Genomic DNA, 23,202 nt, shown 5'->3' with positions numbered 1-23,202 from the left:
TCGTGCACGGCAGTGGGCCGGGGAGCCCCCGGCCCAGCCGCTCTCGCGTCAGGACACCGTGATGGTGCCCGTGGTGAAGGGCATGTCCCACGAGGCGACCGTGTCCACATCGGCCGTTCTGAGCAGCCGGCTGCGCCGCCCCAGCATGCCGCCGGTGCCGAGCGTCACCTCGCCCACCGGGTCGTCCTGGGCCGCGGCCTCCGTGCCGGCTCCGCCGTTGACGTATGTCACCGAGTCACTGATCTGCATGGTCCTCACTCGTCCTTCGTGTCCGCGGGAGTGGTGGTCGTGCCGAGCTGTGCGTGGGGTGTTGGTAGGTGGGTCGGGTATGCCGGGTTCGTACGTGGCGGTGCTCGTACGTCTATGGGGTGTGCAGCAGGAGGAGCGACGGTACGCGCTCCGGGAATCCCGCCCGGAGGAGTCCGTGGCCGATCCCCGCGAGACCGGTCAGCAGGCCGGGGTGCGGCACTCCGTCCGGGGCGCCGCTCCTGGCGTCGTTCTCCTCGACGGAGGCGAGGAGCGCCCCCGCTCGGCGGATCCAGTGCGGTCGCGCCTCGGGGAGCGCGGCATGGCCGAGGAGCTCGCACAGGCCGGCCTCGCCGTGGCACAGGCTGTCGTCGGGAGCCGTCCCGTTCTGCCCCAGCCGCTCGACCGTCCCGCGCGCCCAGGCCGCGAGGTGCGGGTCGGCCAGGGCGCCGGGGGCGTCCAGCACGGCGAGTGCGATGCCGGCGTCTCCCCGGCACCAGGCCGAGGCCCTGGCGATGCCGGCGAGCCCGGCGCCCGGGGTGGGGGCGGAGACTCCCCTGCGGCCTCCGCCGCCCGGACTCGGGCTCCCGTCCGGCGCATCCGCGCCGACGGCCGCCCGGAGCAGGGACAGCCCCGCGAGCCGGTACGGCTCGGCGCCCCTGAGTCCCGCCCCGGCGGCGGCCCCGGCGACGGCCCCGACTGTGTCCCCGGCAATGGCCTCGGCCTCGGCCTCGGCCTCGGCTTCGGCTTCGGCTTCGGCTTCGGCTTCGGCGAACCGCAGCAGGGCCCATCCGACCCCGGCAGCCCCTTCGGTGAAGCCCCGTCCGAGGGTGGGGAGTTGGGCCTCCATGGGATCGGAGGCGGCGGAGTGGGCGGCGACGACCAGCCGGTCCGCGCAGGCCCGAGCAGCCCGCGCGATCTCCGCACCGGCACCCGCACCGTCGCCCGTACCGGCACCCGGCCGACCGCCGCGCGCGGCCAGCAGCGCCACGAGACCGCCCGCGAGCCCTGCGCCCACCCCGTACTCCGGTTCGGCCCCCGTCGCCGCGGCGGCCAGCCGCACCGCACCCGAAGCCCATGCGCCGACCTCCGGATCGTCCAGCAGCCGTGCAGTCTCCCCGAGCGCGTACGCGATGCCGCCGAGGCCGGAGAAGGCCCCCGAGCCCACCGCGCCGAGCTCTTCGGGTCGGGCGCGCAGCGCGTCGAGCAGTACGGGCATCGGCGCCAGGGCCGTACGGGCCGCGTCGGCGTAGTGTCCGGCGCCCGTGAGGGCCGCCAACTGGGCCAGGAACAGCGCCGGACCGGTGTAGCCGTCGGCCAGACCGGCCGCCATCGGACCGATCCGCCAGTAGCGGTCGGCGAGGAGTTCCAGGCCGATCCAGTTGCTGCGCGGCCCTTCGCGGTACGCGAGGGAGACCAGCTGGTCCCCGACGGACCGGGCCGCCGAGAGCAGCCGCTCCGGCTCGGGGGCGCGGCCCGCGACACGAGTGCGCCGCCCCTCGACCGGCCGGTGTGCGGGGGCGCGGGAGGTCGTCGCCATCGCGGCCCGTACGATCCGTTCCTGGTCCTGCCGGTCGACGGTGTCCAGGGCATCGAGCTTCGCGGTGACGCGGTCGATCCCCGGCAGGTCCGTACGGTCGGCCGGCGGTCGTCCCGGCGCGCCCCGTAGGCCTGTGCGACCGGGCCGTGCGGTGAACAACGGCACGTCCCCGTCCCAGAGTTGGGCGATCTCCTCGTCGATCACGCCGGGCGCGAGGAGAGGGCCGAACTGCTCGGTCCGCAGGGTCTCAAGGACCCCCTGCCGCGCGTCCGCGTCCTTCAGGAGGTCGGGGTGTGTCGACTCGTCGAGCAGCAGCGTGTACACCCAGGTGGGACGTACGACCACCCGCACCTCGTCCTCCTCGAACGACCTCAACAGGCCCGCGTGGCCCAGCAGTTCGTCCCCGGCCGCGCCCATGGCCGTATAACCGGCCCGGAACCCGGCGCAGAGCGCGTCGATGTGGGCGCCCGGTTCGACGGGCGCGCCGTCCGCCGCCCGGGGCTGGTTGGCGGATTCACCGAACGTCCCGGCCCTGCGCACCAGTCGCATCCGGTCGGTGCCTGCGTCGGCGAAGTCCGCACGCGCGACGGGCGACACGCCCTCATGGCCGCCTCCGACGGCCGATACGTCCAGGGCGCTGTGGTCGCCCACCAGGAGCTGCGGCAGCAACCCGACCCGGTACACCGAGTCATGGAGCGCGCGGGCGGCGGGATCGGCCGTGCCGGAGCCCGGCAGCGGCGGATGGAACAGGGTCTCCACGTCGACGAGGACGGGGTGGGCGCCGACGGCGATCAGGTTCTCGTGGTGCAGGTCGGTGCCGTCGAGCAGGTGCAGCAGCGCGAGCAGCGCGCCCTGGCGGCGGTAGAACGTCTCGACCTCCGCCGCGGAGGCGCAGGGTCGCGCGGCGACGAACTCCACCCATCCGTACGCGCCCCGGTCGAGCAGCCGCAGGGTGCGCAGGTCCACGGTGCCGGGGAGTCCGTTGAACCAGGCGACGAGGTCGTTGAAGTGGCGGTGTACGGCGAGGGGGCGCGGCTTGTACACCAGCCGCGCGCCGTCGGCGAAACGCAGCAGCATCACGGTGCGCCCGCCCCGGTGTCCGTCGCCCGCGCCGGGCTCGATGCCCACGAGCGGTCCCGGGTCGCCGCCGGACTCCGCGAGAAGGCCGGAGGCGATCAGGAGCGCGCGGTCGTCCGCGAGCCGTTCCAGGGCCTCCGCCACCGCGTCCGCCGCGTCGAGCGCGGTCCGCCCCAGGATCCGCGCGAGTACCGGACGTCCGGCCAGCAGGTCGGCGAGTCCGCGCCGGGACGCGGTACGCGCCAGGAAGTCCCTGAACCGGGCCCGCGCGTCGTCCCCTTCGATCCGCCCGGCACCGCGCGCCTCGTGCAGCTCGCGGACCAGCGTCCGCGCGGCCGCCCGCGCCAGCCTGCCGCTGAGCTGTCGCTCCAGGTCGTCCCGTACGGCGGTCAGGTCCACGAGCGTCCGCGCCCGGCCCGACAGACGCCGCTCCAAACGCTCCCCCGCGCAGCCGGTGAACGGCCGCAGGACCCATTCGAATCCACTGAGCCCAGGAAGCTCCCCGGCGGGCACCACGGCGTCTTCGGTAGCGGCGGGGTCCCCGTCAGGGGCGGCCACGGCCACGTCAGGGGCGGCGGCCACGGCCTCCTCGGCCAGCGCGGCCCAGTCCGGCCGCTCCTCGTCCCTGCCGCCGCGGACCAGCCCGCTGTCCCACCACCGCTCGACCGCCGACAGCGAGGCCGCCGCCCGCTCATGCCCGACTCTCACCGCCGTCCCCCCTCCTCGAACCGACCCGGCCCACCGCTCCGGGCCACGTCAGATCCTGGTACGGGGTGGACCTCCGGGACATGGGGAAGAACCCCCCATGTTTTCCACCGGGAGGCGACGGAGCAGAACGGCCGCTCGTAGGGGCGCCGGGACGGCCGCGCGCCACAGCGCCGTCAGCCCGCCGGAGACCCGGGTCACGGGTCGCGGCGCAGCAAGGCGTAGTACGCGCCGTCGTCGGGGTCCCCATGAGTGACACATACAGCTTCGGGTGTTCCGCGCTCCCCGAGACCAGCCAGTCGTCCATGGCGCAGCCTCCGACGGACACGGTCACCCTCTGGGAGCCGGGGGCAGTGCCCGTGTCGTACGTCCAGGTTCCGGTGCCCGTGCACGCGCGTACCTCGACCCTCGACCTCGAACGCTTCGCCGAAGTCGAACGTCTCGATCCGGGTCGCCGTGGCCTTGCCGTCCGACGACAGGGTGAGCGTTCCGTACAGCGCCACCCACCCGAACACCGCTTTTGTCGCTGTCCGAGTTTCTGAACGCATTCAAATCCCTCCCGCCCCGCATACTCCCCCATGCGGAACGGGCCCCCTCCACCGGGGTCGCCTGTGCACGCTCAGGCGCGTGCCGCGGGTTCCTCGCCGCGGGTGATGCCGAGGGTGGCGAGCAGGTCCTCGTGGAGTTCCATCCACACCGTGTGGCAGGAGTCCTCCTTGACCCGGTCGACCCACGACAGTTCGCCGCGTCGGACCCGCGCGAGCGCGCCCGTGAAGCGGGAGCCGTACCCGCCGAGGCGGTCGATCCGCGTCCCCAGCTCCTCCGACAGCACCTCGATGACCCCGCCCAGGGCGGCGAGTTCGTCGAGCACCCGCCCGTCCCAGGCCGCGTCCCCGTGGTTGTTGACGGCGAGCCGCCCCGCGTCGTCCGGCCGCAACTGCCAGTCGGTGCACGCCCGGAGACAACGGGCGTTGTGGGCGAGGAACGTCTCGTACCGCTCCCGTACGAAGGATCCGAGCCCCGCAGCCGCCAGTTCCCCGGCGAGCTGCCGCTCCCCCTCGGCCCGGCCGGAGTCGGTCAGGGTCCACCCCCGCGTCCCGGCGAACGCGCGCCGGGTCACCCAGCCCCTCGCCTCGTGGTCGAGAAGCGCTTCCCGTACGACCTCGGGGTCGAGCCCGTAGCGCGCCGCCGCCTGGGCGTCGTCGGCCACGCCCTTGAGCCGTACGGCATGCAGGGCGAGCAGCTCAGGGGCGGAGACGACGGGGCCGGCCGAGGAGTCCTGGAGATCGCTGGGGTTCACCACACGTCAGAGCATAGGTCGCCGGTGGCTACGGCGAAGGCGGAGGCGACTGCGGTGGTCTCCCTACCAGGAGGAGGGCCACGTCGTCGGTACGGTGGGCGCTGTCCCTGACGTGCAGGGTCAGCTCGTCCGCGAGCCGGTCCAGGTCAGGGGCGCCGGACGCCCCGAGCCGCTCCGCCAGGTCCGCCATGGCCGTACCGATGTCGAGGCCCGGTGCCTCGACGAGGCCGTCGGTGTACAGGGCGAGGACGGAGCCGTGGTCCCAGGGCAGCTCCATGGTGTCGTACGTGACGTCCGTGGCGATCCCGAGCAGGAGCCCCGGCGGGACCTCGAGCACCTCGGCGGCGCCGTCCGCCCGGCGCAGGAGGGGCGGCGGATGGCCCGCGCTCGCCAGCCGCAGCCGGTTCTGGGCGAGGTCGAACTCGGCGACCAGACAACTGGTGAAACGGTCCGCGTCGAGGTCGTCGAGCAGCCGGTTGGTGCGCGCCAGGATGTCGCCGGGCGACGCACCGGCCGTCGCGTGAGCGTGGACGGCGGTCCGCACCTGCCCCATGAGAGCGGCGGCGGTCGTGTTGTGCCCCTGGACGTCACCGATGACGGCGACGACGGAGGTGGGAGTCGCGCGGACGAGGTCGTAGAAGTCCCCGCCGATGTCCATGCCGTGGCCCGCCGGCAGATAGCGGGCGGCGACGTCGATGCCCGGGAGCGGGGTCAGACTGTGCGGCAGCAGAACGGTCTGGAGGCTCCGCGCGAGGGAGTGCTCGGCGTCGTACAGCCGGGCCCTGTCCAGCGCCTGGGCGATGAGCCCGGCCAGCGAGGTGAGCAGCGCGCGCTCCGCCGACGGGAAGGGGCGCGGCCGTTCGTACGAGAGGACCAGCGAGCCGACGGGACGGCCGGAGGCGATCAGGGGCAGGTGCGCCCAGGCGTTGCGGCCCTCGTAGCGCGGGGCGTGTGGGTGGGCGCGGCGGAGATCCTCGTACGTGGGGAAGAAGAGGGGGAAGCCGGTGGAGAGCACCTGGGTGTCGGCGACCGGCGCCGTGAGCGGTTGGCCGTCGAAGCGCTCGACGAACTCGTCGCTGTAGCCGCGGTGACCGATGACGCGCAGCCGGCCCTCGTCGACGCTCATGAGGGCGAGGCCCTCCGGGCCGAACGCGGGCACGATCTGGTCGGCGACCAGCTCGACGACGTCGCGCACGCCGGCCGCCTCGGACAGGGAGGCCGCCAGATGCATCAGCTGGTAGACGGCGGTCGCACCGACGGGCTCGCCGGGGCGGGTCGGCAGCGTCGGGACGGGGGCGGAGCCGGACGAAGAGACGGAGCCGGGATCGGGGCCGGACTCTGGAGCAGTCCCGGACCCGGGGGCGGACCCCTCGTAGGGCACGGGCACGGGGCCGTCCTGGAGCGTGGGCTCCTCCGCCTTCGGGATGATGAGCACACTGATGCCCGTCGCGTCCGGGTACAGCTCGAACAGCAGCGACGCCGCCGGCCGTCGCACCACGGTGAACGACGTCGGCCGCCGGGTCACGACGGCGGCGCGATAGCGGTCCTCGAAGGCGGGGTCGTTCAGCCACAGCAGCGCCTCCCACGGCCGCCGCCCGAGGAGCGCTGCCGCCCCGGCGTTGACCAGCTCGGCGGCGGCGGTGTTGATGAAGGTGATCCGCCCGTCGAGGTCCAGCGCGCAGCACCCCACCGGCAGCCGCTCCGCGAGGTCGAGGGCGGCCGCCGCGAGGGCCGGGTCGGCCTCGGAGGGGCGCTCCGGGTGGACGACGAGCGGCTCGGTGGGGTGGGGCGGCGGCGGATCCTGGTCGGCGGCCCGCCGCAGCAGCCGTGCCGACAGGCGACAGTGGGCGTCGAGCGTCTCGTGCTCGCGCGCGTCGAGTTCCGGCGGATGCGAGACCGGCCAGAGCAGGACGACACCACCCCATACGGTCGTGTCGTCGGCGATGGGGGCGGCCGCCAGCATGAACTCGTACGGCAGCACGATCCCGAGCCGCGGGTAGTGGTGGGCGATCTCCTGCAGACCGCTCAGCCAGACGAGCCTCCGCTCCCGGATGGCGTCGGCGACCGGGATCGGGGCGTCGGCCGGGATCCGTACCCAGGGGGCGGCGATCTCCCGGGACAGGCCCGAGATGAGCACCAGGCGCAGCATTCGTTCCCCCGGGACCAGCAGGTAGACCAGCCCCACCGAGGCTTCGGTGTCCCGCACGAGACCGGTGAGTACGGCGGCCATCCGGCCGTCGGCGAAGACGTCCTCGGGCCCGCTGCCCGCGCTCCCGCCCACGGGCCTCATCCGCCTGCGGCGGCCGGCAGGGCACCGCGCGGGTCTCGGCGTCGAGTACGGCGGAGTCCACCGGCCCGCGCGTCCGGGCCCGGCGGCCCGGAGCGCCGTCGACGGTGGCATACGCGCTCGTCACGCATATTCGGACGATACGTCGCCCACCCGGCGCCCGCGCGACGGAGCCCCCTCCGCCTCCCTTCCGCCTTCCAGTCCGCCTTCCAGCCGCCGCCCGTGGGCTATCGTGCACCGTCGCCCGCAGTCCCTCCGTGAGGGGCGCTCAGAACCAGGAGAACGTGCATGTCAGAGGCCATACCCGGCAGCGCGGCAGCACCCGGCGTCGGCCATCCGCCCGCCTCCGTGCGCCGGTCCGCCCGACGGCGTACGGCGGTGGGTCGCACCCTCGCCCTGGTGCTGTACGTCTGGGGTTCGGCCGCTGTGGTCTCGGGTGTCTCGTTCCTCGTCCCGAGCGCGGAATGGGTCGCCATCGCCGCCGGAGTGGTGCTGTGCGTGGTCTTCGGGGTGCTTCTGCACGCGCTGCACCGGGGCATCTGGCTGGTGCTGCTCGCGGCAGCTCCGGCGCTGTTCGTGCTGGTCGGCGCGGTCCAGTACGCGCCCGAACTGGCACTTGAGCGGTACGGGATCCGTGAGGACGTCGTCGTGGTGGCCGACAGCGCGGCCGGCACCACCAGCAAGAACCACGAGCTGACCCTGCGCGGCTCCGACGGCCAGGAGCTGGCGGAGAGGTTCGTCCACCGCGGCAGCGGCGCCCCGGAGGTCGGCGAACGCCTCGCCGTCGTGCGCGACTCACGCGGCAAGGTGCCCATGGAGCAGGCCGACGAGATCGACGCGGCCGGCCGGCTGGACGGGCTCGTCGGCGGCCTCGTCGCCTGGACCGTGCTGGTGCTGCTGGCCGGCTGGCGCGGCCATGTGTCCCGCCGCCGTGACCTGGAGCGATACGTCGGCGGCGCCCCCCGCTGAACCACCGGAGGGCCCGCACGGCGGCCTGCCGGATCGTTCATGCGGTGAAGCCGTTCCGCCAAGCGGCGCACCCGCCCCACCGGTGACCGCGGGTCCGCGCGTACGGACGGGTAGCCCCACGGGCGTCACAGGCCGTCGCACGGTCGCGGGACGAATGGGCGCCGACGACGCCGCTGCCGCTCTTCGGGGCATCCAGTGGCCGCCCGCCGCGCGGCTTCGGTGGCCGGCCCGGGGCCCCGGGATATCAGTGGGCGGAGGTGGCGGTCGAGGCGACCGCCCTTGTCGGGAAAGGCGGAAACCGTGACCGTACAACCCATCCCCGAGGGGTACCCGCGGGTCACGCCGTACCTCTGTATCGACGGAGCCGCGGCCGGGATCGACTTCTACACGGCCGTGCTCGGCGCCGAGGAGCGCATGAGGATGCCGGCCCCGGGCGGCAAGATCGGCCACGCGGAGCTGGCCCTCGGGAACGCGGTCATCATGCTCGCGGACGAGTTCCCGGACATCGGGTTCCGCTCCCCCAAGGCGATCGGCGGCACGCCGGTCACCCTGCACGTGTACGTGGCGGACGTCGACGCGGTCTTCGCCAGGGCGCTCGCCCAGGGCGCGAAGGAGCTGTCGGCGGTCAAGGACGAGTTCTACGGCGACCGCACCGGCCAGTTCGAGGACCCCTTCGGGCACCGCTGGAGCGTCGCCTCGCACATCGAGGACGTCCCGGCCGAGGAGATGGGCAAGCGGGCCAAGGAGGCGATGGAGTCCAGGACTCCCGGGGCGAACGGCGGCTGATCCCCGGGGCGAACGGCGCCTGATCCCGGGCGCGGATGCTCAGCGTCCGTACATGCCGCGGCACAGGTCCGCCGCACCCATGGGGGCGTCGATGTCCTGGGCCTGACGGCACAGTTGACGCATGGCCGGAGTGCCCGCGGTCGTCGGCTGCGGCCCACCGCGCGGGGCGGACGGCGCCTTGGGGCGTGGTGTGCCTCGCCGCGACGGGACCGCCGCCCGGAGTTCCGTCCCTGTACGCGTCTTCCCCGCGGCCGGCTTCGCGGGATCCACCGGATACACCGGATTCACCGGATTCCGCGTGGCCGTCGTGCCTGTGCGCGCCGGCGGCGCCGGAATTCGCCGCTCCGGTGACCGCCCGGCGGCGGGAACTCCGGCGGCGCCCCCCACTCGCTGGGTGACCGGCCGCCCCCTCGGCCTCCCGGTCGGCGTGCCGGGGAGCGGTTCCGTGTCGGCGATCTCCTCGTGCGGGACGGGCTGCGCGGGTACGGGCCAGGCGGGGACCGGGATCGGGGCCGGAGGCCGGTCGGCGGCCGGCGCCGGCCCTCCGGGCACGGGCTGAGGCCGGGGCGACGGCGGGTGGGGAACGGCCACACAGCCGGCCGTGAGGAGTACGGAGAGCAGGAGCAGCGTCGTACGGCGGGGGTGCATGAGGATCACCGTGCCCGAACCGGCTCGGGGTGCGTGGCGGCTCGGACCGGGTCCACCGTCACGGGTGAACCCGGTCGTGCCGACGGGGATTCACACTCCTCACTCCTCGCGCAGAGTCCTCACCAGGTCCCGGGGCAGGCCATGCGTGTCGTGGAGGTAGTGGAGGTCCTCCTCGTCCAGCGGACGCCGGAACCGCGGACGGGCGAGCACCTGCCGGCCGCGTTCGAGGAGCCGCCCGAACCGGCGTTCCTCGTCGAGGAGCATCCGGCGCACGTCGCCCGGGTCCGTGTCCTGCCGGAAGTGGTCCAGGGTGTGCTCGATCAGTTCGGACGGCAGGTCTCCCAGGCTGCGCGTCGGATCGTCCCGCCACAGCACGGTGAGCACCCGGCGGACCAGGCGGCGGACCACATAGCCCCGTCCCGTGCTGCCGGGGCGTACCCCGTCGCCGCTCACCACGACGGCCGAGCGCAGGTGGTCGTGGACGACACGCCGGGTCGGTTCGTCGAGCGTCCAGATCAGGGGGACAAGCCGACGCCAGGGGTCGAAGACGTCGCATTCGAACACGGACGGCTTCCCCTGCAGCAGCGAGGCGAGCCGCTCCAGGCCGAGCCCTGTGTCGACGTTGCGCTGGGGAAGGGGGAGGAGGGAGCCGTCCTCGAGGCGTCGGTGACGCATCATCACGTGGTTCCACACCTCGACCCAGCGGTCGTCGTGGGTGGGTGTCGAGCGGGGCGGGGTGTCCCCGCTCCACAGGAAGATCTCCGAGTCGGGGCCGCAGGGGCCGGTCGGCCCGTTGGACCACCAGTTGTCGGTGACGGTGAGTTCCACGGGGACGCCGCGGTTCTGCCAGAGCTCCAGCGAGGCGCTGTCCTGTCCCGTCCGTTCGTCTCCGGCGTACACCGTGGCGTGGAGGAGGCCCGGATCGATGCCGAGGCCCTCGGTGAGCAGGCCGTATCCCCAGTCGAGGCTCTGGGAGCCCTCGTAGTCGCCCAGCGACCAGGTTCCGAGCATCTCGAAGACGGTCAGATGGGTGGCGTCACCGACCTCCTCCAGGTCCGTCGTGCGCAGACAGCGCTGCACGTTGACGAGCCGCCGTCCCTTCGGATGGGGACGCCCCTCCAGGTAGGGGGTGAGCGGGTGCATGCCGGAGGTGGTGAACAGGACCGGGTCGCCGGGCGGTGGCAGCAGCGTCGACCCGGTGATGCGGTGGTGGCCGCGCTCCTCGAAGTACTCGACGAACGTGCGGACGATGTGCTCGGTCTTCATGGGATGGCTCCTTCGCGTACGGCAAGGGAGGCACCGGAGAACGGGTCGGCACGGTCGTCGAAGCGGGCTGAGGAGCCACGGAACCACCGGCGGGCCGTTTCCGGTCGCCAGTGGGAGGGGGAAGGTCAGGCGGCGGCAACCGGCGAGCTGGTCGCTCGCGCGGTCGCGGTGAGGCTTCGGCCGGTGACGTTCATACGAGCGACCGTAACGCACCGCCGTCGTGCGGGCACCCGGTTTTTCACTGCGCCGTCCCGCTCGGGTCCTTCTCCGTCCGGTGTCCGCGGCGGGCGTCGCGGTCGAAGATGCCGAGGATCTCGCACGGACCGCCCTCGGCGCCGATGGCGTGGGGCAGCATCGTGGGGAACTCCGCGGCCTGGTTGGTCTCCACGCGGAAGCGGCGGTTCCCGAGCAGCAGGACGGCGGTGCCGGAGAGGACGACGAGCCACTCGCGGCCCGGGTGGGCGCGCAGGCGCGCGGGGTTGTCCGGTGGCGGTTCCGTCATCCGCTGGCGTACGACGGTCATGCCCGGTTCCGCCTTGATGGGCCAGCGCATCAGGCCGTGGGCCCCGTCGATCATCGGGCTGGTGATGATGTCGTCGGTGGCCGTCTCGACCAGCTGGTCAAGGGTGGTGTCCAGGGCTCGGGCGAGGGTGACGAGCTGGTCCAGGGCCAGGCGGCGCCGGCCGTTCTCGATCCGGCTGAGGGAGGACTGGCTGAGGTTCGCGCGGGTGGCCAGTTCTTCGAGGGACCAGCCCTGAGCGACGCGCAGGGCGCGGATCCTCTTGCGTACCAGGCTGTCCAGCTCACCATCTTCTTGCGTCATAGGCATCAATGTATGCCCTTTCCGCAAAGCGTGCCTACCGTCGGGGCATGAATCCGAACCAGTCTGCCGACGAAGGCGCACCCGATGCGCGTCGTCGTCGCACGATCCTGATCGCCGTCTGTGTCGCCCTCATGGCCGTCATCGCCTCCGTGTCGGGTCTGAACGTGGCCCAGCCCGACCTCGCCGTCATCTTCGGCGCCTCGCAGAGCACGATCCTGTGGATCATCAACATCTACACGCTCGCCCTGGCCGCGCTCCTGCTGCCGCTCGGCGCGATCGGCGACCGCCTCGGCCGCAAGCCCATGCTGCTCGGCGGCCTGGCCGTCTTCGGGGTGGCCGGAGTGGCCGCAGCGCTCGCCCCCTCCACGGAGGTCATGCTCGCCGCGCGTCTGCTCAGCGGTGTGGGCGCGGCCATGATCATGCCGATCACCCTCGCCGTGATCACCACGACCTTCCCCGAGGAGGAGCGCGGCCGGGCCATCGGGGTGTGGACCGGTGTGGCCGGTGGCGGCGGCGTCCTGGGCATGTTTCTCTCCGCCGCCCTGGTCGACGTGGCGAACTGGCGGTGGCTGTTCGCCCTGCCCGTCGCACTCGTCGTCGTGGCCTTCGCCATGACGCTGCGGTCGGTGCCCGACTCCAGCGAGACCTCGGGGCACCCCTTCGACTCCGTCGGCGCGCTGACCTCGGTCGTCGCCGTGGTCGGCCTCATCTTCGTCCTCCAGGAAGGCCCGGAGCGGGGCTGGTCCGCCCCCGCGACCCTGATCGGCGGCGCCGTCGGTGTCGTCGCCGCCGCCGGTTTCGTCGGGTGGGAGCTGCGCCGCCGGGACGCGGCCCTGCTGGACCTGCGTCTCTTCGGCAAGCGCTCGGCCGCGGCCGGATCGTTGACGCTCCTGGCGCTGTTCGGCGTCCAGGCGGGCATCTTCGTGGTCCTCTTCCCGTTCTTCCAGGCCGTGCTCGGCTGGTCCGCCCTGCTGTCCACGCTGGCGCTCATGCCGATGGCCGTGGCCATGATGGCGGCCTCGGGTCTCGCCCCGAGGCTCGCGGTGCGGGTCGGCGCCCGGTCGACGATGGCGAGCGGCACCCTGCTGGCCGCCGCCGGTCTGGTTCTGATGGCCACGTTCGTCTCCGTCGACGGCGGCTACCCGGCCCTGCTCCCCGGCATGCTCGCCATGGGGATCGGCATGGGTCTGGCGATGACGCCCTCGACCGAGGCCCTCACCGGTTCCCTGCCGCGGGAGCGCCAGGGTGTCGCCTCCGCGCTCAACGATGTCACGCGCGAGTTCGGTACCGCGCTCGGCGTGGCGCTGCTCGGCGCGCTCGTCTCCGCCGGATACCGCAGCACCATCGGCACCCGGCTCGACGGCGTCCCCGGGGGTGTGGCCGACACCGCCCGCGAAGGCGTCGCGAACGCCGTCGAGGCGGCGGGCGGAGCCGGTGTCCATGGGCGGGTGCTGATCCGCGGGGCCCAGGAGTCCTTCGTCGACGGCTGGCAGCAGGCCATGTGGGCGGGCGTCGCCATGATGGCCGCCCTCCTCCTCTACATTCTCACCCGCGGCCCGCAGGGCAGTCGGGTGGAAACACCCGGGAAGGATGACGACACTGTGCGCAGAATTGCGGAACGTTCTCCAGAAGGATCGTTTCCTTCCGCATGAAGCTGTTCTGAATACTGGTCAGGAACAGTTGAGGGGTTGACGATCGTCCTTGGCGGGCAGGTTTGGAGGGCCGTGGGCCGGGCATCGTCCGGCGTCACGGCAGTGCGGCCGTCACCACGTGCGGGAGTCCACACAGCCCACCGCGTCCCTCCGCGGCCGAACGAAGAAGGAGGTTGGTCCCCATGACAGTGCGTGCTCTCGAGCAGCCCCGGCTGTGGATGCCCTATCCGCTGCGGGTGAATCCGTATCTGTCGGCCCTGCACGAGGAGAGCGAGACGTGGGCACGCGCGATGGGCATGCTGGACGGTGCGGAAGGACCGTCCGGCCATCCCCCCATATGGACCCGGTCGCAGTTCCATGCCATGACGGTCGACCAGTTGACCGCCTGGGCACTGCCCGACGCCTCGTTCGCCGACCTGCGGCTCAACCACCGGTTCAACATCTGGGCACTGGCCTGGGACGACTACTTCGCCACCGCCTTCAAGCAGACCGGTGACCTGCCCGGCGCCGCGGCCTTCACCGCCCGGCTGCGCGAGTTCCTGCGGCCGGACTTCGGCACCGGGGCCAGGTCGCCCGAGCCGTCGAACCCGGTCGAGCGGGGTATCGCCGATCTGCAGCGGCACTTCTTCCCGCCCCGACTGGCGCACTGGCGGCACGAGTTCAACCGGGCCCTGGTGCGCTACGTCGACGCGGGAGTCGAGGAGCTCGCCAACAGCCGAGGCGGCCGTGTCCCCCATCTGATCGAGTACGCCCCGTTCCGGCGCGAGAGCTTCGCCGCCCACACCGCCCCGTACTCCGTCGAGCTGGCCACCGGCGCCCGCATACCCGAGCAGATCCGGCACAGCCGGACCGTGCGGGCCCTGCTCGACGCCTTCATGGACTACATGGGGCTGGCCAACGACCTCGCGTCGTACGAACGGGAGGTCCACGAGGAACACGACGTCAACAACCTGGTCGTGGTCCTCGGTACGTCCCTGGGCATCGCCCTCCACGACGCCGTACCCGCCGCCCTCAACCTGGTGAACACCAGGCTGCGGGACTTCGAGCACCTCCGGCAGAGCGAACTGCCCCAGCTGGTACGGCGATCAGGTCTCGACCACGACGAGCGGGCCGAACTGGAGACCTGGCTCCAGGGAGCCTGCGGCTTCCTGTCCGGCATCCATGCCTGGTACACCGGCGCCCCCCGCTACGCCGCCGCGGACCTCTCCGTACCGGAACAGCGGCAGCGGTCCTGATCACGACGAGGGGGATACCGGCGGACCGGCCGCCGGCAGCCCCCTCGACGTGCGGTCTACCGCATCCGCAGGAGGCGCTTGAGCCGTGACCGCCACGAGGGACGGGGGGCGGGCCCGCGCTCCGGCTCGGGCTCCGGCTCGGCCGCCTGCCACGGCGGCGCCGCCGGCGTCCCGACGCTCGGGGCCGGCGGGGTCGGCAGCGGGCTCGGGACGTCGAAGTCCTGCGGTGCGCGGGCGGCGAAGCTCACGGGCAGGGCCGTCAGGTGCCGGGCCCAGGTGGAGGAGCGCCAGGCGAGGTCCTCCTCGGGGATGGACAGGGCGATGTCGGGGAGCCGGGTGAGCAGGATGTCGATGCCCGTGTCGGCGATGATGCGGCCGATGTCCTGCCCGGGGCACTCATGGGTGCCGGCGCTGAAGGACAGGTGCGCGCGGTTGTGGTGCACCGGCGTCGAGGGATCGGGGCGGATCGCCTCGTCGACGTTTCCGGCGGCCAGGCCGAGCAGGAGCATGTCTCCCGCCTTGATCTGCTGTCCCCCCAGGGTGGTGTCGCCGTTGGCCCAGCGGCCGGGGCACACCATCAGCGGGGGCTCGTCCCAGAGGACCTGCTCCACCGCTTCCGGCAGGGTCATCTGACCGCCCGCCAGCGACCCGCGGAACCGGGGGTCGGTGACCACCATGCGCAGGACGTTGGACATGAGGTTGGCGGTCGTCTCGTACCCGGCGAGGAGGATGAGGCGCAGGTGGTGCTGCACCTCCTCGTCCGACAGGTTCGCGGGGTGGGCCATCAGCGCGGACGCGATGTCCTGCCCCGGGCGGGCCCGCTTGGCGTCGACGAGCTGCGCGAGGCTCTCCAGGACGTACGCGTTGCTGGCGAGCGAGGTCTCGGTGGCCTTGAAGAGGTCACGGGCGGCGTGGACGAGCCGGGGGCCGGCCTCGTCCGACATGCCGAGCAGATGGGTCAGCGTGAGCATGGGGACGTGCTCGGTGAACTGGCCGACCAGTTCCGCCTCGCCGTCCTCGCAGAACGTGTCGATCACCTGGTGCGCGAAGCGGGTGATGTGGCGGCGGATGCCGCGGTGGTCGAACTGGCTGAGGCCGGCCGTGACCGCGCCGCGCAGCCGCTGGTGCTCCTCGCCGTCCGCGCAGACGCAGTCGGGGCGCCAGCCGATCATCGGCACCAGGGGCGAGGTGGCGGGGTCGATCTCGCCGCTGCGCCAGCCGTGCCAGACGCGCGGGTCGCGGGAGAACTGGGTCGGGCGGCTGGCCACGTCGCGGTTCTCGAGGTAGCCCAGGACGAGCCAGGCGCGTACGTCGCCGTCGAGCAGTACGGGCGCCACCGGACCGTGTTTGGCGCGCAGTTCCTCGTACAGGCCCATGGGGTCCGTCTCGGCGGCGCCGCCGTAGAGACGGGTCGCTCCCCCGGGTCCGGTGGCGACGTGGGCCGGGCAGCCCGGAGGGGGGATCGCCCCGGGCGTCTCCGTGGTGTGTTCGGCGGGTGGGAGGGTCATGCGGTCTCCTGGGCGGCGGCGAGGGTGCGCAGGTAGACCATCAGCGAGAGCAGGGCGTCGCGGCAGGACGCCCGGTCACGTGCGTCACAGGTGACCATGGGCACGGATTCGCTGAGGGCCAGAGCAGCGCGCAGTTCTTCTGCGGGGTGGTGCGGAGCCTCCGGGAACGTGTTGACGGCCACGACGAACGGGACGCGGCGGTCCTCGAGGCGGGTGATGACTTCGAAGCAGACTTCGATCCTGCGGGTGTCGACGAGGACGACGGCGCCGAGCGCGCCTTCGAAGATGCCGTTCCACAGGAACCAGAAGCGCTCCTGTCCCGGCGTCCCGAACAGATAGAGGATCAGCTCCTCGTTGATGCTGATCCGTCCGAAGTCCATGGCGACGGTCGTGGTGTTCTTGCCGTGGGCGCCGGGGTTGTGGTCGATGCCCACGCCCGCCTGCGTCATGGTCTCCTCGGTGGTCAGGGGCGGGATCTCGCTGACCGCCCCGACCATGGTCGTCTTGCCGACCCCGAAGCCTCCGACGATCACGACCTTGACGCCCCTGGCACTGTGGGGCAGCGGCATGTCTGTGCCACGTGGGCCGGCATCGCGTACGTCAGAGCTTGCGTAGTCCATGGATCACCGCCTCCAGCAGGCCGCGTTCGGGGAATGCCGCGACGGGCACGGGTGCGATGGCCTCGACCCGTTCGTCCTCGACGAGTTGGGAGAGCAGCGTGGTGACGACGCTGAACGGAAGGCTGAGGTAGGCCGAGACCTCGGCCACCGAGAGCGGGTAGGCGCACATCGTGAGGATGGCCGCCTGCTCGGGCTGCATCGCCGCGTCGGGCTCGGAGCGCGTCGCGATGAGGGTGACCAGGTTGAAGGTGTTGGCCGCGGAGCCCGTGCCCCCGGTAATGACGTAGAGCGGAACGGGATCGTTTTCATTCCAGGGGTCCTGGTTCTCCGATGTCACATCGCCTGCCCGACGTCCTCACGAGGAGGGCTGGTCATGTGCTGCCCGATCCGGACCACCAGCGTCCGCATGCGGTCGCCCAACAGGCCGGCGTCCACCTGGTCGTCGGCGAGCACCGCGAGGTAGGCCCCGGGGCCGGCCGCCATCAGGGAGAAGTAGCCGCCGTCGGCCTCGATCCCGACCATCCGCGTCGAGCCGTCGCCCTCGGGGAACCGCTGGGCGATGGCCCTCGCCAGGCTCTGGATTCCGGAGCAGGCCGCGGCGATCGCGTCGGCCGTGTCGGGCTCCGTGTTCGACTGCCCGATGCACAGGCCGTCCGCCGACAGCACCACGACGTGTCGTACGTACGGGACGCCGCCCACGAGCTCCTTGAGCATCCAGTCCATGTTCGGCAGTGGCAGCATGTTACTCGACCTCATCTGAAGGATCGCTGTGAGAAGGGGAAGGTTCGGCGGTCGCGCGCTTGTCGCCGTTGAAGGCCTCCCACATCAGACCCGGCTGACGGGTCGTGCCGGAGGATCCCCGGCCGGCGGCCGGAGCGGGGGGTGTGGGGCCCACCTGGACGATCGGCGTCTGGACGGGGGTCTCCCGTCGCCGCTGCGGGAGTCCGTTGACGGTCTTCCTGACCTCCGCGGATTCCTTCGGGGCATCGCCCGGGGGCGTCGGCCTGGGCAGGATCGGGCCTCCCGTGCGTCGCCGGGCGGGCGGCTGCGGGTACCGCACCGCGGACTGCGGCACCGTGGTGATCAGGTTCCTGGGGACCAGCACCACGGCCCGTACGCCTCCGTAGGCGGAGGTGCGCAGGTCGACCTCGCAGCCGTGCTCACGGGCCAGCCGGCTGACGACGGGCAGACCGAGCTGCGTCACCTCGCCGAGTCCGGCCAGGTGGATGCCCGACGCCGACTGCGCCATGATGCGCTCGACGCGCCGGCGGACCTCCTCGGTGAGTCCGACTCCGCGGTCCTCGATCTCGATGGCGATGCCGGAGGGCACCTCGCTCGCGGACACCTCCACCGGGGTGTGCGGCGGCGAGAACGTGGTGGCGTTGTCGAGCAGTTCGGCGAGCAGGTGCATGAGCGGCTCGGCTCCGGGGCCGACGACGGCCACGGCGGTCACCGACTGCAGCTTCACCCGGGGGAAGTCGACGATGCGCGACATGGCTCCGCGCAGGACGTCGTAGAGCGGGATCGCCTTCGACCACTGCCGGCCGGGCCGGGCGTCGCCGAGGACGGCGATGCTGGCCGCGAGGCGGCCGATCAGGGCGGTGCGGTGGTCGACGCCCTGGAGGCCGCGGGAGACCACCAGATCGGTGCCGTGGAGGATCTGCATCGAGCGCAGGTCCTTGGCGAGCTGGTGCACGATCGCCTGGACGCGGCGCGCGACGGCGACGAGTGCCCGCTGGGAGGCGTCCCTGGTGTACTCCTCGGCCTCCACCGCTTCCAGGAGCGTCTGCAGAGCCCCCCGGACCGCTTCGGTGAACTCCTCGTCGAGGTGCGCGCCGAAGTCGACGGTCCGCAGGATCTCGGAGGCGGGGTCGCCCTTCTTCATCCGGGCGACCGCGGCCGGGAGCAGCTCCTCGGCGAGCCAGACGGTGGTGGCGCGCTGGTCGGCCAGCCGTCCGAGGAGCGCGGCCTCGCGTTGCGCGTAGTACTCCTGCGCGTCGGCGATCGCCCGCTCGTAGCGCAGCACGCCCCCCGACCGCAGACGGCGCGCGGTCACGGCGGACGTGACGGCCGTGAGGGCGACCGCGGCGAGCCCGCACCAGGCGACCGGTGTCCGTATCTGTGCGGAGGAGAAGAGAAACGCCAGGGCAAAGGCTCCGGCCAGAACTCCAGGGGGGAGGAGCCACACGCGATCGACCGCGGGTGGCCGGGCTCTGGAAGACGAACCTGCACGAACCATCAAGGGGTCCCTAATCAGTCTGGAATGAACGGACTGAGGTGATGCGATGCACCGTCAGGAACGAATCGGGCTTCATTCGGGCGAGTGCCACGTTCCGTCCGTGCGCACCACAGCGTTCATGACTCGCTGTGATCGCAGCGCAACACACGGGGGAGCATAGTCAGTTCGGGTTCGCCATGTGCCCGTGCTGGAAGGGCTGCCTCCAGTGGTCATCCTCGACCCATAAAACGACCAATCACCGCACGGAAAATGCAATGAACCGATCACATCGTGGCGCCCGTTCATCAGATTTCCCGGTCCCCGAACAGACGCCCGCCCTGCGGGGGGCGCGGGGCGGGGGCGGCTCTGCGCCGTTTCGCACCCTCGGCGCCCTCACCCCCGCCTCAGCCTCCCTGGGACGAATACCTCGGGGGGTATTTGACTTGTCGCGACGAGTCCCCTTACGGTCGAGTGCGCACATACCCAGGGGGGTATGAGGGGTCAAGGGGTACCCCGGTACGTGCATGCCGCACGAAAGGATGGCCGTGTTCTTCGCCCAGTACTACCTCGACTGCCTCTCCCAGGCGTCGTACATGATCGCCGACGAGCGGACCGGCCGGGCGGTGGTCGTCGACCCGCGCCGGGACGTCTCCGAGTACCTCGCCGACGCCCGGACCCACGGTCTGACCGTGGTCGGCGTCATCAACACCCACTTCCACGCCGACTTCGTCGCCGGCCACCTGGAACTCGCCGACAGCACCGGCGCCTGGATCGGCTACGGCAGCCGGGCCGAGACCGAGTATCCGATCCGCGAGCTGGCCGCGGGCGAGCGGATCGCCCTCGGCGACGTCGCCCTGGAGATCATGGAGACACCAGGACACACCCCGGAGTCGATCAGCGTCCTGGTGTACGAGCACGGCGGCGACACCGTCCCGTACGGCGTCCTCACCGGCGACGCCCTCTTCATCGGCGACGTCGGCCGCCCCGACCTGCTCGCCTCCGTCGGCGTCACCGCCGAGGAACTCGGCGCGATGCTCCACGACAGCGTCCAGAACAAGCTGATGGCCCTCCCCGACGAGGTACGGGTGTTCCCGGCCCACGGGGCCGGCTCCGCCTGCGGCAAGAGCCTCTCCACCGAGAAGCGGTCCACGATCGGGGCCCAGCGCGCCACCAACTACGCCTGCGCGCCGATGAGCCGCGACGCCTTCGTCGCGCTGGTCACCGCCGGGCAACCCGCCGCGCCGGGCTACTTCGCCTACGACGCCGAGCTCAACCGCAAGGACCGGGGCCGGTACGACGCAGCGGCGGCGCGCCCGCTCTCCCGGGCAGAGTTCGCCGAGCTGCGCCGCTCGGGCTCGGTCGTCGTCGACGCGCGCTCACCCCAGGACTTCGCGGCGGGCCATCTGTACGGAGCGGTGAACGTTCCGGCCGACGGGCGGTTCGCCGAGCAGGCCGGCACCGTCCTCGACCCCGTCGACGGGCTGGTCGTCATCGCGCCGGAGAACCGTGAGGAGGAGGTCGTCACCCGCCTCGCCCGGATCGGCTTCGACCGCGTGGCGGGTTACCTGCGCGACCCCGAGGAGGCCCTGGAGGAACTGGCCGACGAGGTCAGCCCGGCGAGCCGGCTGACCGCGGCCCAGCTCCGGGCCGCGCTCGCGGGCGACCGCCCTCCCGCCGTCGTGGACGTCCGCACCCTGGGCGAGCGCGAGGCGAACGGCTTCGTCGACGACGCCCTGCACATCGCCCTGAGCGAGCTTCCCCGGCGTACGGCCGAACTGCCCACCGACCGGCCGCTGGTCGTGCACTGCGCCGGCGGTCACCGCTCGTCCATCGCGGCGAGTCTGCTGCGCCGGCGCGGCTTCGAGGACGTCTCCGACGTCCTCGGCGGCTACGCGGCCCTGGCCCGGCCCGTGGTCCCGTCCACCGACTGACCTGCCGGCCGCTCCCGGGGGCCGCGCCACTCCCCCACCGCGGCCCCGCACGCCCTCTCCTATACCCCTACAGGTATCCCGTCGCCCCTCAGGAGTCACGCATGAGCCCCACGCCCTCGGCCACCCCGCCCTCCCTCACCCCCGCCGTCCTGCACCGGCTCGTCCGGGAAGGGCGCGCCCCGCGCCTCCTCGACGTCCGCACGCCCGGCGAGTTCCGTACCGTCCACATCCCCGGCTCGTACAACGTCCCCCTGGAGACCCTGCGCGAGCACCGCGCCGAACTCCTCTCCCACCTCGACGAGGACGTCGTCCTGGTCTGCCGGTCCGGAGCCCGGGCCGCACAGGCCGAGCAGGCGCTCGCCGGGGCGGGGCTGCCGAACCTCCGCGTCCTCGCCGGCGGAATGAACGCCTGGGAGGCGGCCGACGCACCCGTGAACCGCGGCCCCGAGCGCTGGGACATCGAGCGCCAGGTGCGCCTCGTCGCCGGCTCCATCGTCCTGATCACCGGTCTCGTCGGCATCCTGGTGCCGGGCGTCCATCTGATCGGGACGGCGATCGGCGCCGGACTGACCTTCGCGGCCCTCAGCAACTCCTGCATGATGGGCGTCCTGCTCTCCAAGCTGCCGTACAACCGCGGTCCGCGTCCCGACATCCGCTCGGTGATCGCGGAGCTGCGGAGCACCCCGTGATCGTGCTCGTCGTCGCCGCCTCCCTGCTGATCGGCGTCAGCCTCGGCGTGCTCGGGGGCGGCGGCTCGATCCTGACCGTGCCGATCCTGGTGTACCTGGCGGGTCAGGGCACCAAGGAGGCGATCGCCACCTCGTTGTTCGTGGTCGGCGTCACCAGCCTGGCCGCCCTGGTCCCGCACGCGCGGGCGCGACGGGTCCGGTGGCGGACCGGGCTGCTCTTCGGCGGGTTCAGCATGGCGGGTGCGTACGGGGGCGGGCGGCTCGCGGAGTACGTGCCCGGCACCGTCCTCCTCGCCGGCTTCGCGCTGATGATGTTGGCCACGGCGGTGGCGATGCTGCGCCGGCCACGTCCAGGGCGTGAGGCGGATCGGCCCGCGGTGGCGCGGCCGGAGGAGGAGCGGCCCGAGGAGGTCCGGACCGAGGAGGCGGTGGCCGAGAAGGCCCGGACCGAGGAGGGTGGTCCGGTCCTCGCGGGCCTCGCCGCCAAGGGGCTGGCCGTGGGTGCCGTGACGGGACTGGTCGGCTCCGGCGGCGGGTTTCTCGTCGTCCCGGCCCTCGCGATCCTCGGCGGACTGCCGATGGGTGTCGCGGTCGGGACCTCGCTCCTCGTCATCGCGATGAACTCGTTCGCCGGACTCGCCGGTCACCTCACGGGCGTGACGCTCGACGGGGGTCTCGCCCTGACCGTCACCGCGGCCGCCGTCATCGGCAGCACGGCCGGCGCGCGCCTGTCGGGCCGCATCCCGCAGGACACCCTTCGGGCGGCCTTCGGCTGGTTCGTCGTCGTCATGGGGGTCTTCGTCCTGGCGGAGCAGCTGCCCCCGGCCGCCTGGACGCACCCCGCCACCTGGGCCGTTCTCGGAGCGGGCTTCGGAAGCGGGCTGACGGCCGTGGCGGCCTCCCTCGTACGGCGCGCCCCGCGGCACCCCTGACGGGACGCGCGGGGGCACGGCGGCTGTCGCGATCCTCGCGCGCGAGCCGCCGCCGTACGTACTCCGCCGCTACTCCGGCTTGGTCGCGATCTGGATCAGGTTGCCGCAGGTGTCGTCGAAGACGGCGGTGGTGACGGGCCCCATCTCCAGGGGCTCCTGGGTGAACCGGACCCCGAGGGCGGTCAGGCGCTCGAACTCGGCCCGCACGTCGTCCACGGCGAACTGGGCGAGCGGGATGCCGTCCTGGACGAGCGCGTCGCGGTACGGCTTGACGGCCGGGTGGCCGGCAGGCTCCAGGAGGAGTTCGGTGCCGTCGACTTCGTCGGGCGAGACGACGGTCAGCCATCGGTCCGTCTCGCCCAGCGGAACATCGTGCTTCTTCACGAAGCCGAGGATCTCGGTGTAGAAGCGCTCGGCCTCGGCCTGGTCGTCGACGAAGACGCTGGTCAGGTGGATCTTCATGGGGTGTTCTCCTCCGGTCCGGACGGGTGGGGGGCGAGCCACCGGTCGGCGATCTGCCGCAACGGGGCCGTGTTCAGGTCGTGGAACTTGTAGCGCCCCTCCCGTCGGGTCTCGACGAGCCCGGCGCCCTCCAGCACGGCAAGATGCTGGGAGACGCCCTGGCGCGAGATGCCGAGCTGGTGCTTCATGCTCAGCCGGGCGCAGATCTCGAACAGCGTCTGTCCGGACTTCTGCGTCAGCTCGTCGAGGATGGTGCGGCGGGTGGGGTCGGCCAGTGCTTTGAAGAGGTCGTCGGCCACCACCCCAGG

20 protein-coding genes are annotated in these 23,202 nt (G+C 72.6%); 7 read left to right on the top strand and 13 right to left on the bottom strand.

Features of this window, described 5'->3' with window-relative positions; all coding sequences use genetic code 11:
* Positions 1-48: 48 nt before the first annotated feature.
* The 4 genes from N5875_RS34605 to N5875_RS34590 all read right to left on the bottom strand — a co-directional run bounded on the left by N5875_RS34605 (position 49) and on the right by N5875_RS34590 (position 7,149).
* Entirely contained in the window at positions 49-249 is a 201-nt protein-coding gene (locus N5875_RS34605) for a hypothetical protein (protein ID WP_338498208.1), read from the bottom strand.
* Between the two features lie 112 nt (positions 250-361).
* Complete coding sequence (locus N5875_RS34600; protein ID WP_338498206.1) at positions 362-3,571, bottom strand: type 2 lanthipeptide synthetase LanM family protein; 3,210 nt, start codon at positions 3,569-3,571, stop codon at positions 362-364.
* Between the two features lie 616 nt (positions 3,572-4,187).
* On the bottom strand, positions 4,188-4,871 hold the full coding sequence (locus N5875_RS34595; RefSeq protein WP_338498204.1) for a transcriptional regulator: 684 nt from the start codon (positions 4,869-4,871) through the stop codon (positions 4,188-4,190).
* A gap of 25 nt (positions 4,872-4,896) precedes the next feature.
* On the bottom strand, positions 4,897-7,149 hold the full coding sequence (locus N5875_RS34590; RefSeq protein WP_338498201.1) for a SpoIIE family protein phosphatase: 2,253 nt from the start codon (positions 7,147-7,149) through the stop codon (positions 4,897-4,899).
* 294 nt (positions 7,150-7,443) lie between these two features.
* On the opposite strand from N5875_RS34590, the gene N5875_RS34585 reads away from it, so the two are divergent.
* Both N5875_RS34585 and N5875_RS34580 read left to right on the top strand, forming a co-directional pair.
* Entirely contained in the window at positions 7,444-8,124 is a 681-nt protein-coding gene (locus tag N5875_RS34585) for a hypothetical protein (protein WP_318206322.1), read from the top strand.
* Between the two features lie 300 nt (positions 8,125-8,424).
* Entirely contained in the window at positions 8,425-8,910 is a 486-nt protein-coding gene (locus N5875_RS34580; RefSeq protein ID WP_318206323.1) for a VOC family protein, read from the top strand.
* 747 nt (positions 8,911-9,657) lie between these two features.
* Here the strand turns inward: N5875_RS34580 and N5875_RS34575 are convergent.
* Both N5875_RS34575 and N5875_RS34570 read right to left on the bottom strand, forming a co-directional pair.
* On the bottom strand, positions 9,658-10,824 hold the full coding sequence (locus N5875_RS34575) for an alanine--tRNA ligase-related protein (RefSeq protein WP_318206324.1): 1,167 nt from the start codon (positions 10,822-10,824) through the stop codon (positions 9,658-9,660).
* Positions 10,825-11,062: 238 nt separating this feature from the next.
* On the bottom strand, positions 11,063-11,647 hold the full coding sequence (locus N5875_RS34570) for an XRE family transcriptional regulator (RefSeq protein ID WP_318206325.1): 585 nt from the start codon (positions 11,645-11,647) through the stop codon (positions 11,063-11,065).
* Positions 11,648-11,694: 47 nt separating this feature from the next.
* Between N5875_RS34570 and N5875_RS34565 the strand changes: the two genes are divergently transcribed.
* Positions 11,695-13,299, top strand: a complete 1,605-nt coding sequence (locus N5875_RS34565; protein ID WP_338498197.1) for an MFS transporter — start codon at positions 11,695-11,697, stop codon at positions 13,297-13,299.
* Between the two features lie 182 nt (positions 13,300-13,481).
* Complete coding sequence (locus N5875_RS34560; RefSeq protein WP_318206327.1) at positions 13,482-14,534, top strand: hypothetical protein; 1,053 nt, start codon at positions 13,482-13,484, stop codon at positions 14,532-14,534.
* Between the two features lie 56 nt (positions 14,535-14,590).
* On the opposite strand, the gene N5875_RS34555 is transcribed toward N5875_RS34560, so the two are convergent.
* The 5 genes from N5875_RS34555 to N5875_RS34535 are packed head-to-tail and all read right to left on the bottom strand — an operon-like array spanning position 14,591 to position 18,850.
* Positions 14,591-16,042: a cytochrome P450 gene (locus N5875_RS34555; protein ID WP_318206328.1), complete on the bottom strand. Its 1,452-nt coding sequence runs from the start codon at positions 16,040-16,042 to the stop codon at positions 14,591-14,593.
* On the bottom strand, positions 16,039-16,662 hold the full coding sequence (locus N5875_RS34550) for an ATP/GTP-binding protein (protein WP_338498194.1): 624 nt from the start codon (positions 16,660-16,662) through the stop codon (positions 16,039-16,041). The genes N5875_RS34555 and N5875_RS34550 overlap by 4 nt, the downstream gene beginning before the upstream one ends.
* Positions 16,643-16,999: a DUF742 domain-containing protein gene (locus N5875_RS34545; RefSeq protein WP_030319496.1), complete on the bottom strand. Its 357-nt coding sequence runs from the start codon at positions 16,997-16,999 to the stop codon at positions 16,643-16,645. The genes N5875_RS34550 and N5875_RS34545 overlap by 20 nt, the downstream gene beginning before the upstream one ends.
* Entirely contained in the window at positions 16,996-17,403 is a 408-nt protein-coding gene (locus N5875_RS34540) for a roadblock/LC7 domain-containing protein (protein ID WP_229312772.1), read from the bottom strand. The genes N5875_RS34545 and N5875_RS34540 overlap by 4 nt, the downstream gene beginning before the upstream one ends.
* 1 nt (position 17,404) lies before the next feature.
* Positions 17,405-18,850 (bottom strand): ATP-binding protein, encoded by a 1,446-nt coding sequence (locus tag N5875_RS34535; RefSeq protein ID WP_338498184.1) that lies wholly within the window; start codon positions 18,848-18,850, stop codon positions 17,405-17,407.
* Positions 18,851-19,425: 575 nt separating this feature from the next.
* Here N5875_RS34535 and N5875_RS34530 point away from each other — a divergent pair.
* The 3 genes from N5875_RS34530 to N5875_RS34520 all read left to right on the top strand — a co-directional run bounded on the left by N5875_RS34530 (position 19,426) and on the right by N5875_RS34520 (position 22,432).
* On the top strand, positions 19,426-20,811 hold the full coding sequence (locus N5875_RS34530) for a rhodanese-like domain-containing protein (RefSeq protein ID WP_338499355.1): 1,386 nt from the start codon (positions 19,426-19,428) through the stop codon (positions 20,809-20,811).
* Positions 20,812-20,912: 101 nt separating this feature from the next.
* A complete protein-coding gene (locus N5875_RS34525) occupies positions 20,913-21,500 on the top strand; it encodes a rhodanese-like domain-containing protein (RefSeq protein WP_318206331.1) in 588 nt (195 codons plus the stop codon).
* The gene (locus tag N5875_RS34520) at positions 21,497-22,432 is read left to right on the top strand and encodes a sulfite exporter TauE/SafE family protein (protein WP_338498181.1); all 936 of its coding nucleotides are present in this window, start codon (positions 21,497-21,499) and stop codon (positions 22,430-22,432) included. The genes N5875_RS34525 and N5875_RS34520 overlap by 4 nt, the downstream gene beginning before the upstream one ends.
* 69 nt (positions 22,433-22,501) lie before the next feature.
* On the opposite strand, the gene N5875_RS34515 is transcribed toward N5875_RS34520, so the two are convergent.
* Positions 22,502-22,894: a VOC family protein gene (locus N5875_RS34515; protein ID WP_318206333.1), complete on the bottom strand. Its 393-nt coding sequence runs from the start codon at positions 22,892-22,894 to the stop codon at positions 22,502-22,504.
* A complete protein-coding gene (locus N5875_RS34510) occupies positions 22,891-23,193 on the bottom strand; it encodes a metalloregulator ArsR/SmtB family transcription factor (RefSeq protein ID WP_318206334.1) in 303 nt (100 codons plus the stop codon). The genes N5875_RS34515 and N5875_RS34510 overlap by 4 nt, the downstream gene beginning before the upstream one ends.
* Between the last annotated feature and the right edge of the window lie 9 nt (positions 23,194-23,202).

Source organism: Streptomyces sp. SJL17-4 (assembly GCF_036826855.1).
Lineage (GTDB): Bacteria > Actinomycetota > Actinomycetes > Streptomycetales > Streptomycetaceae > Streptomyces.
This window is presented reverse-complemented; position numbering and strand designations above follow the sequence as displayed.

Coding starts and splice junctions, on each gene's coding strand:
- N5875_RS34550 (WP_338498194.1), bottom strand. CDS start 16,662: ATGGACTACGCAAGCTCTGACGTACGCGATGCCGGCCCACGTGGCACA.
- N5875_RS34585 (WP_318206322.1), top strand. CDS start 7,444: ATGTCAGAGGCCATACCCGGCAGCGCGGCAGCACCCGGCGTCGGCCAT.
- N5875_RS34565 (WP_338498197.1), top strand. CDS start 11,695: ATGAATCCGAACCAGTCTGCCGACGAAGGCGCACCCGATGCGCGTCGT.
- N5875_RS34570 (WP_318206325.1), bottom strand. CDS start 11,647: ATGACGCAAGAAGATGGTGAGCTGGACAGCCTGGTACGCAAGAGGATC.
- N5875_RS34555 (WP_318206328.1), bottom strand. CDS start 16,042: ATGACCCTCCCACCCGCCGAACACACCACGGAGACGCCCGGGGCGATC.
- N5875_RS34515 (WP_318206333.1), bottom strand. CDS start 22,894: ATGAAGATCCACCTGACCAGCGTCTTCGTCGACGACCAGGCCGAGGCC.
- N5875_RS34560 (WP_318206327.1), top strand. CDS start 13,482: ATGACAGTGCGTGCTCTCGAGCAGCCCCGGCTGTGGATGCCCTATCCG.
- N5875_RS34540 (WP_229312772.1), bottom strand. CDS start 17,403: ATGCTGCCACTGCCGAACATGGACTGGATGCTCAAGGAGCTCGTGGGC.
- N5875_RS34575 (WP_318206324.1), bottom strand. CDS start 10,824: ATGAAGACCGAGCACATCGTCCGCACGTTCGTCGAGTACTTCGAGGAG.
- N5875_RS34605 (WP_338498208.1), bottom strand. CDS start 249: ATGCAGATCAGTGACTCGGTGACATACGTCAACGGCGGAGCCGGCACG.
- N5875_RS34525 (WP_318206331.1), top strand. CDS start 20,913: ATGAGCCCCACGCCCTCGGCCACCCCGCCCTCCCTCACCCCCGCCGTC.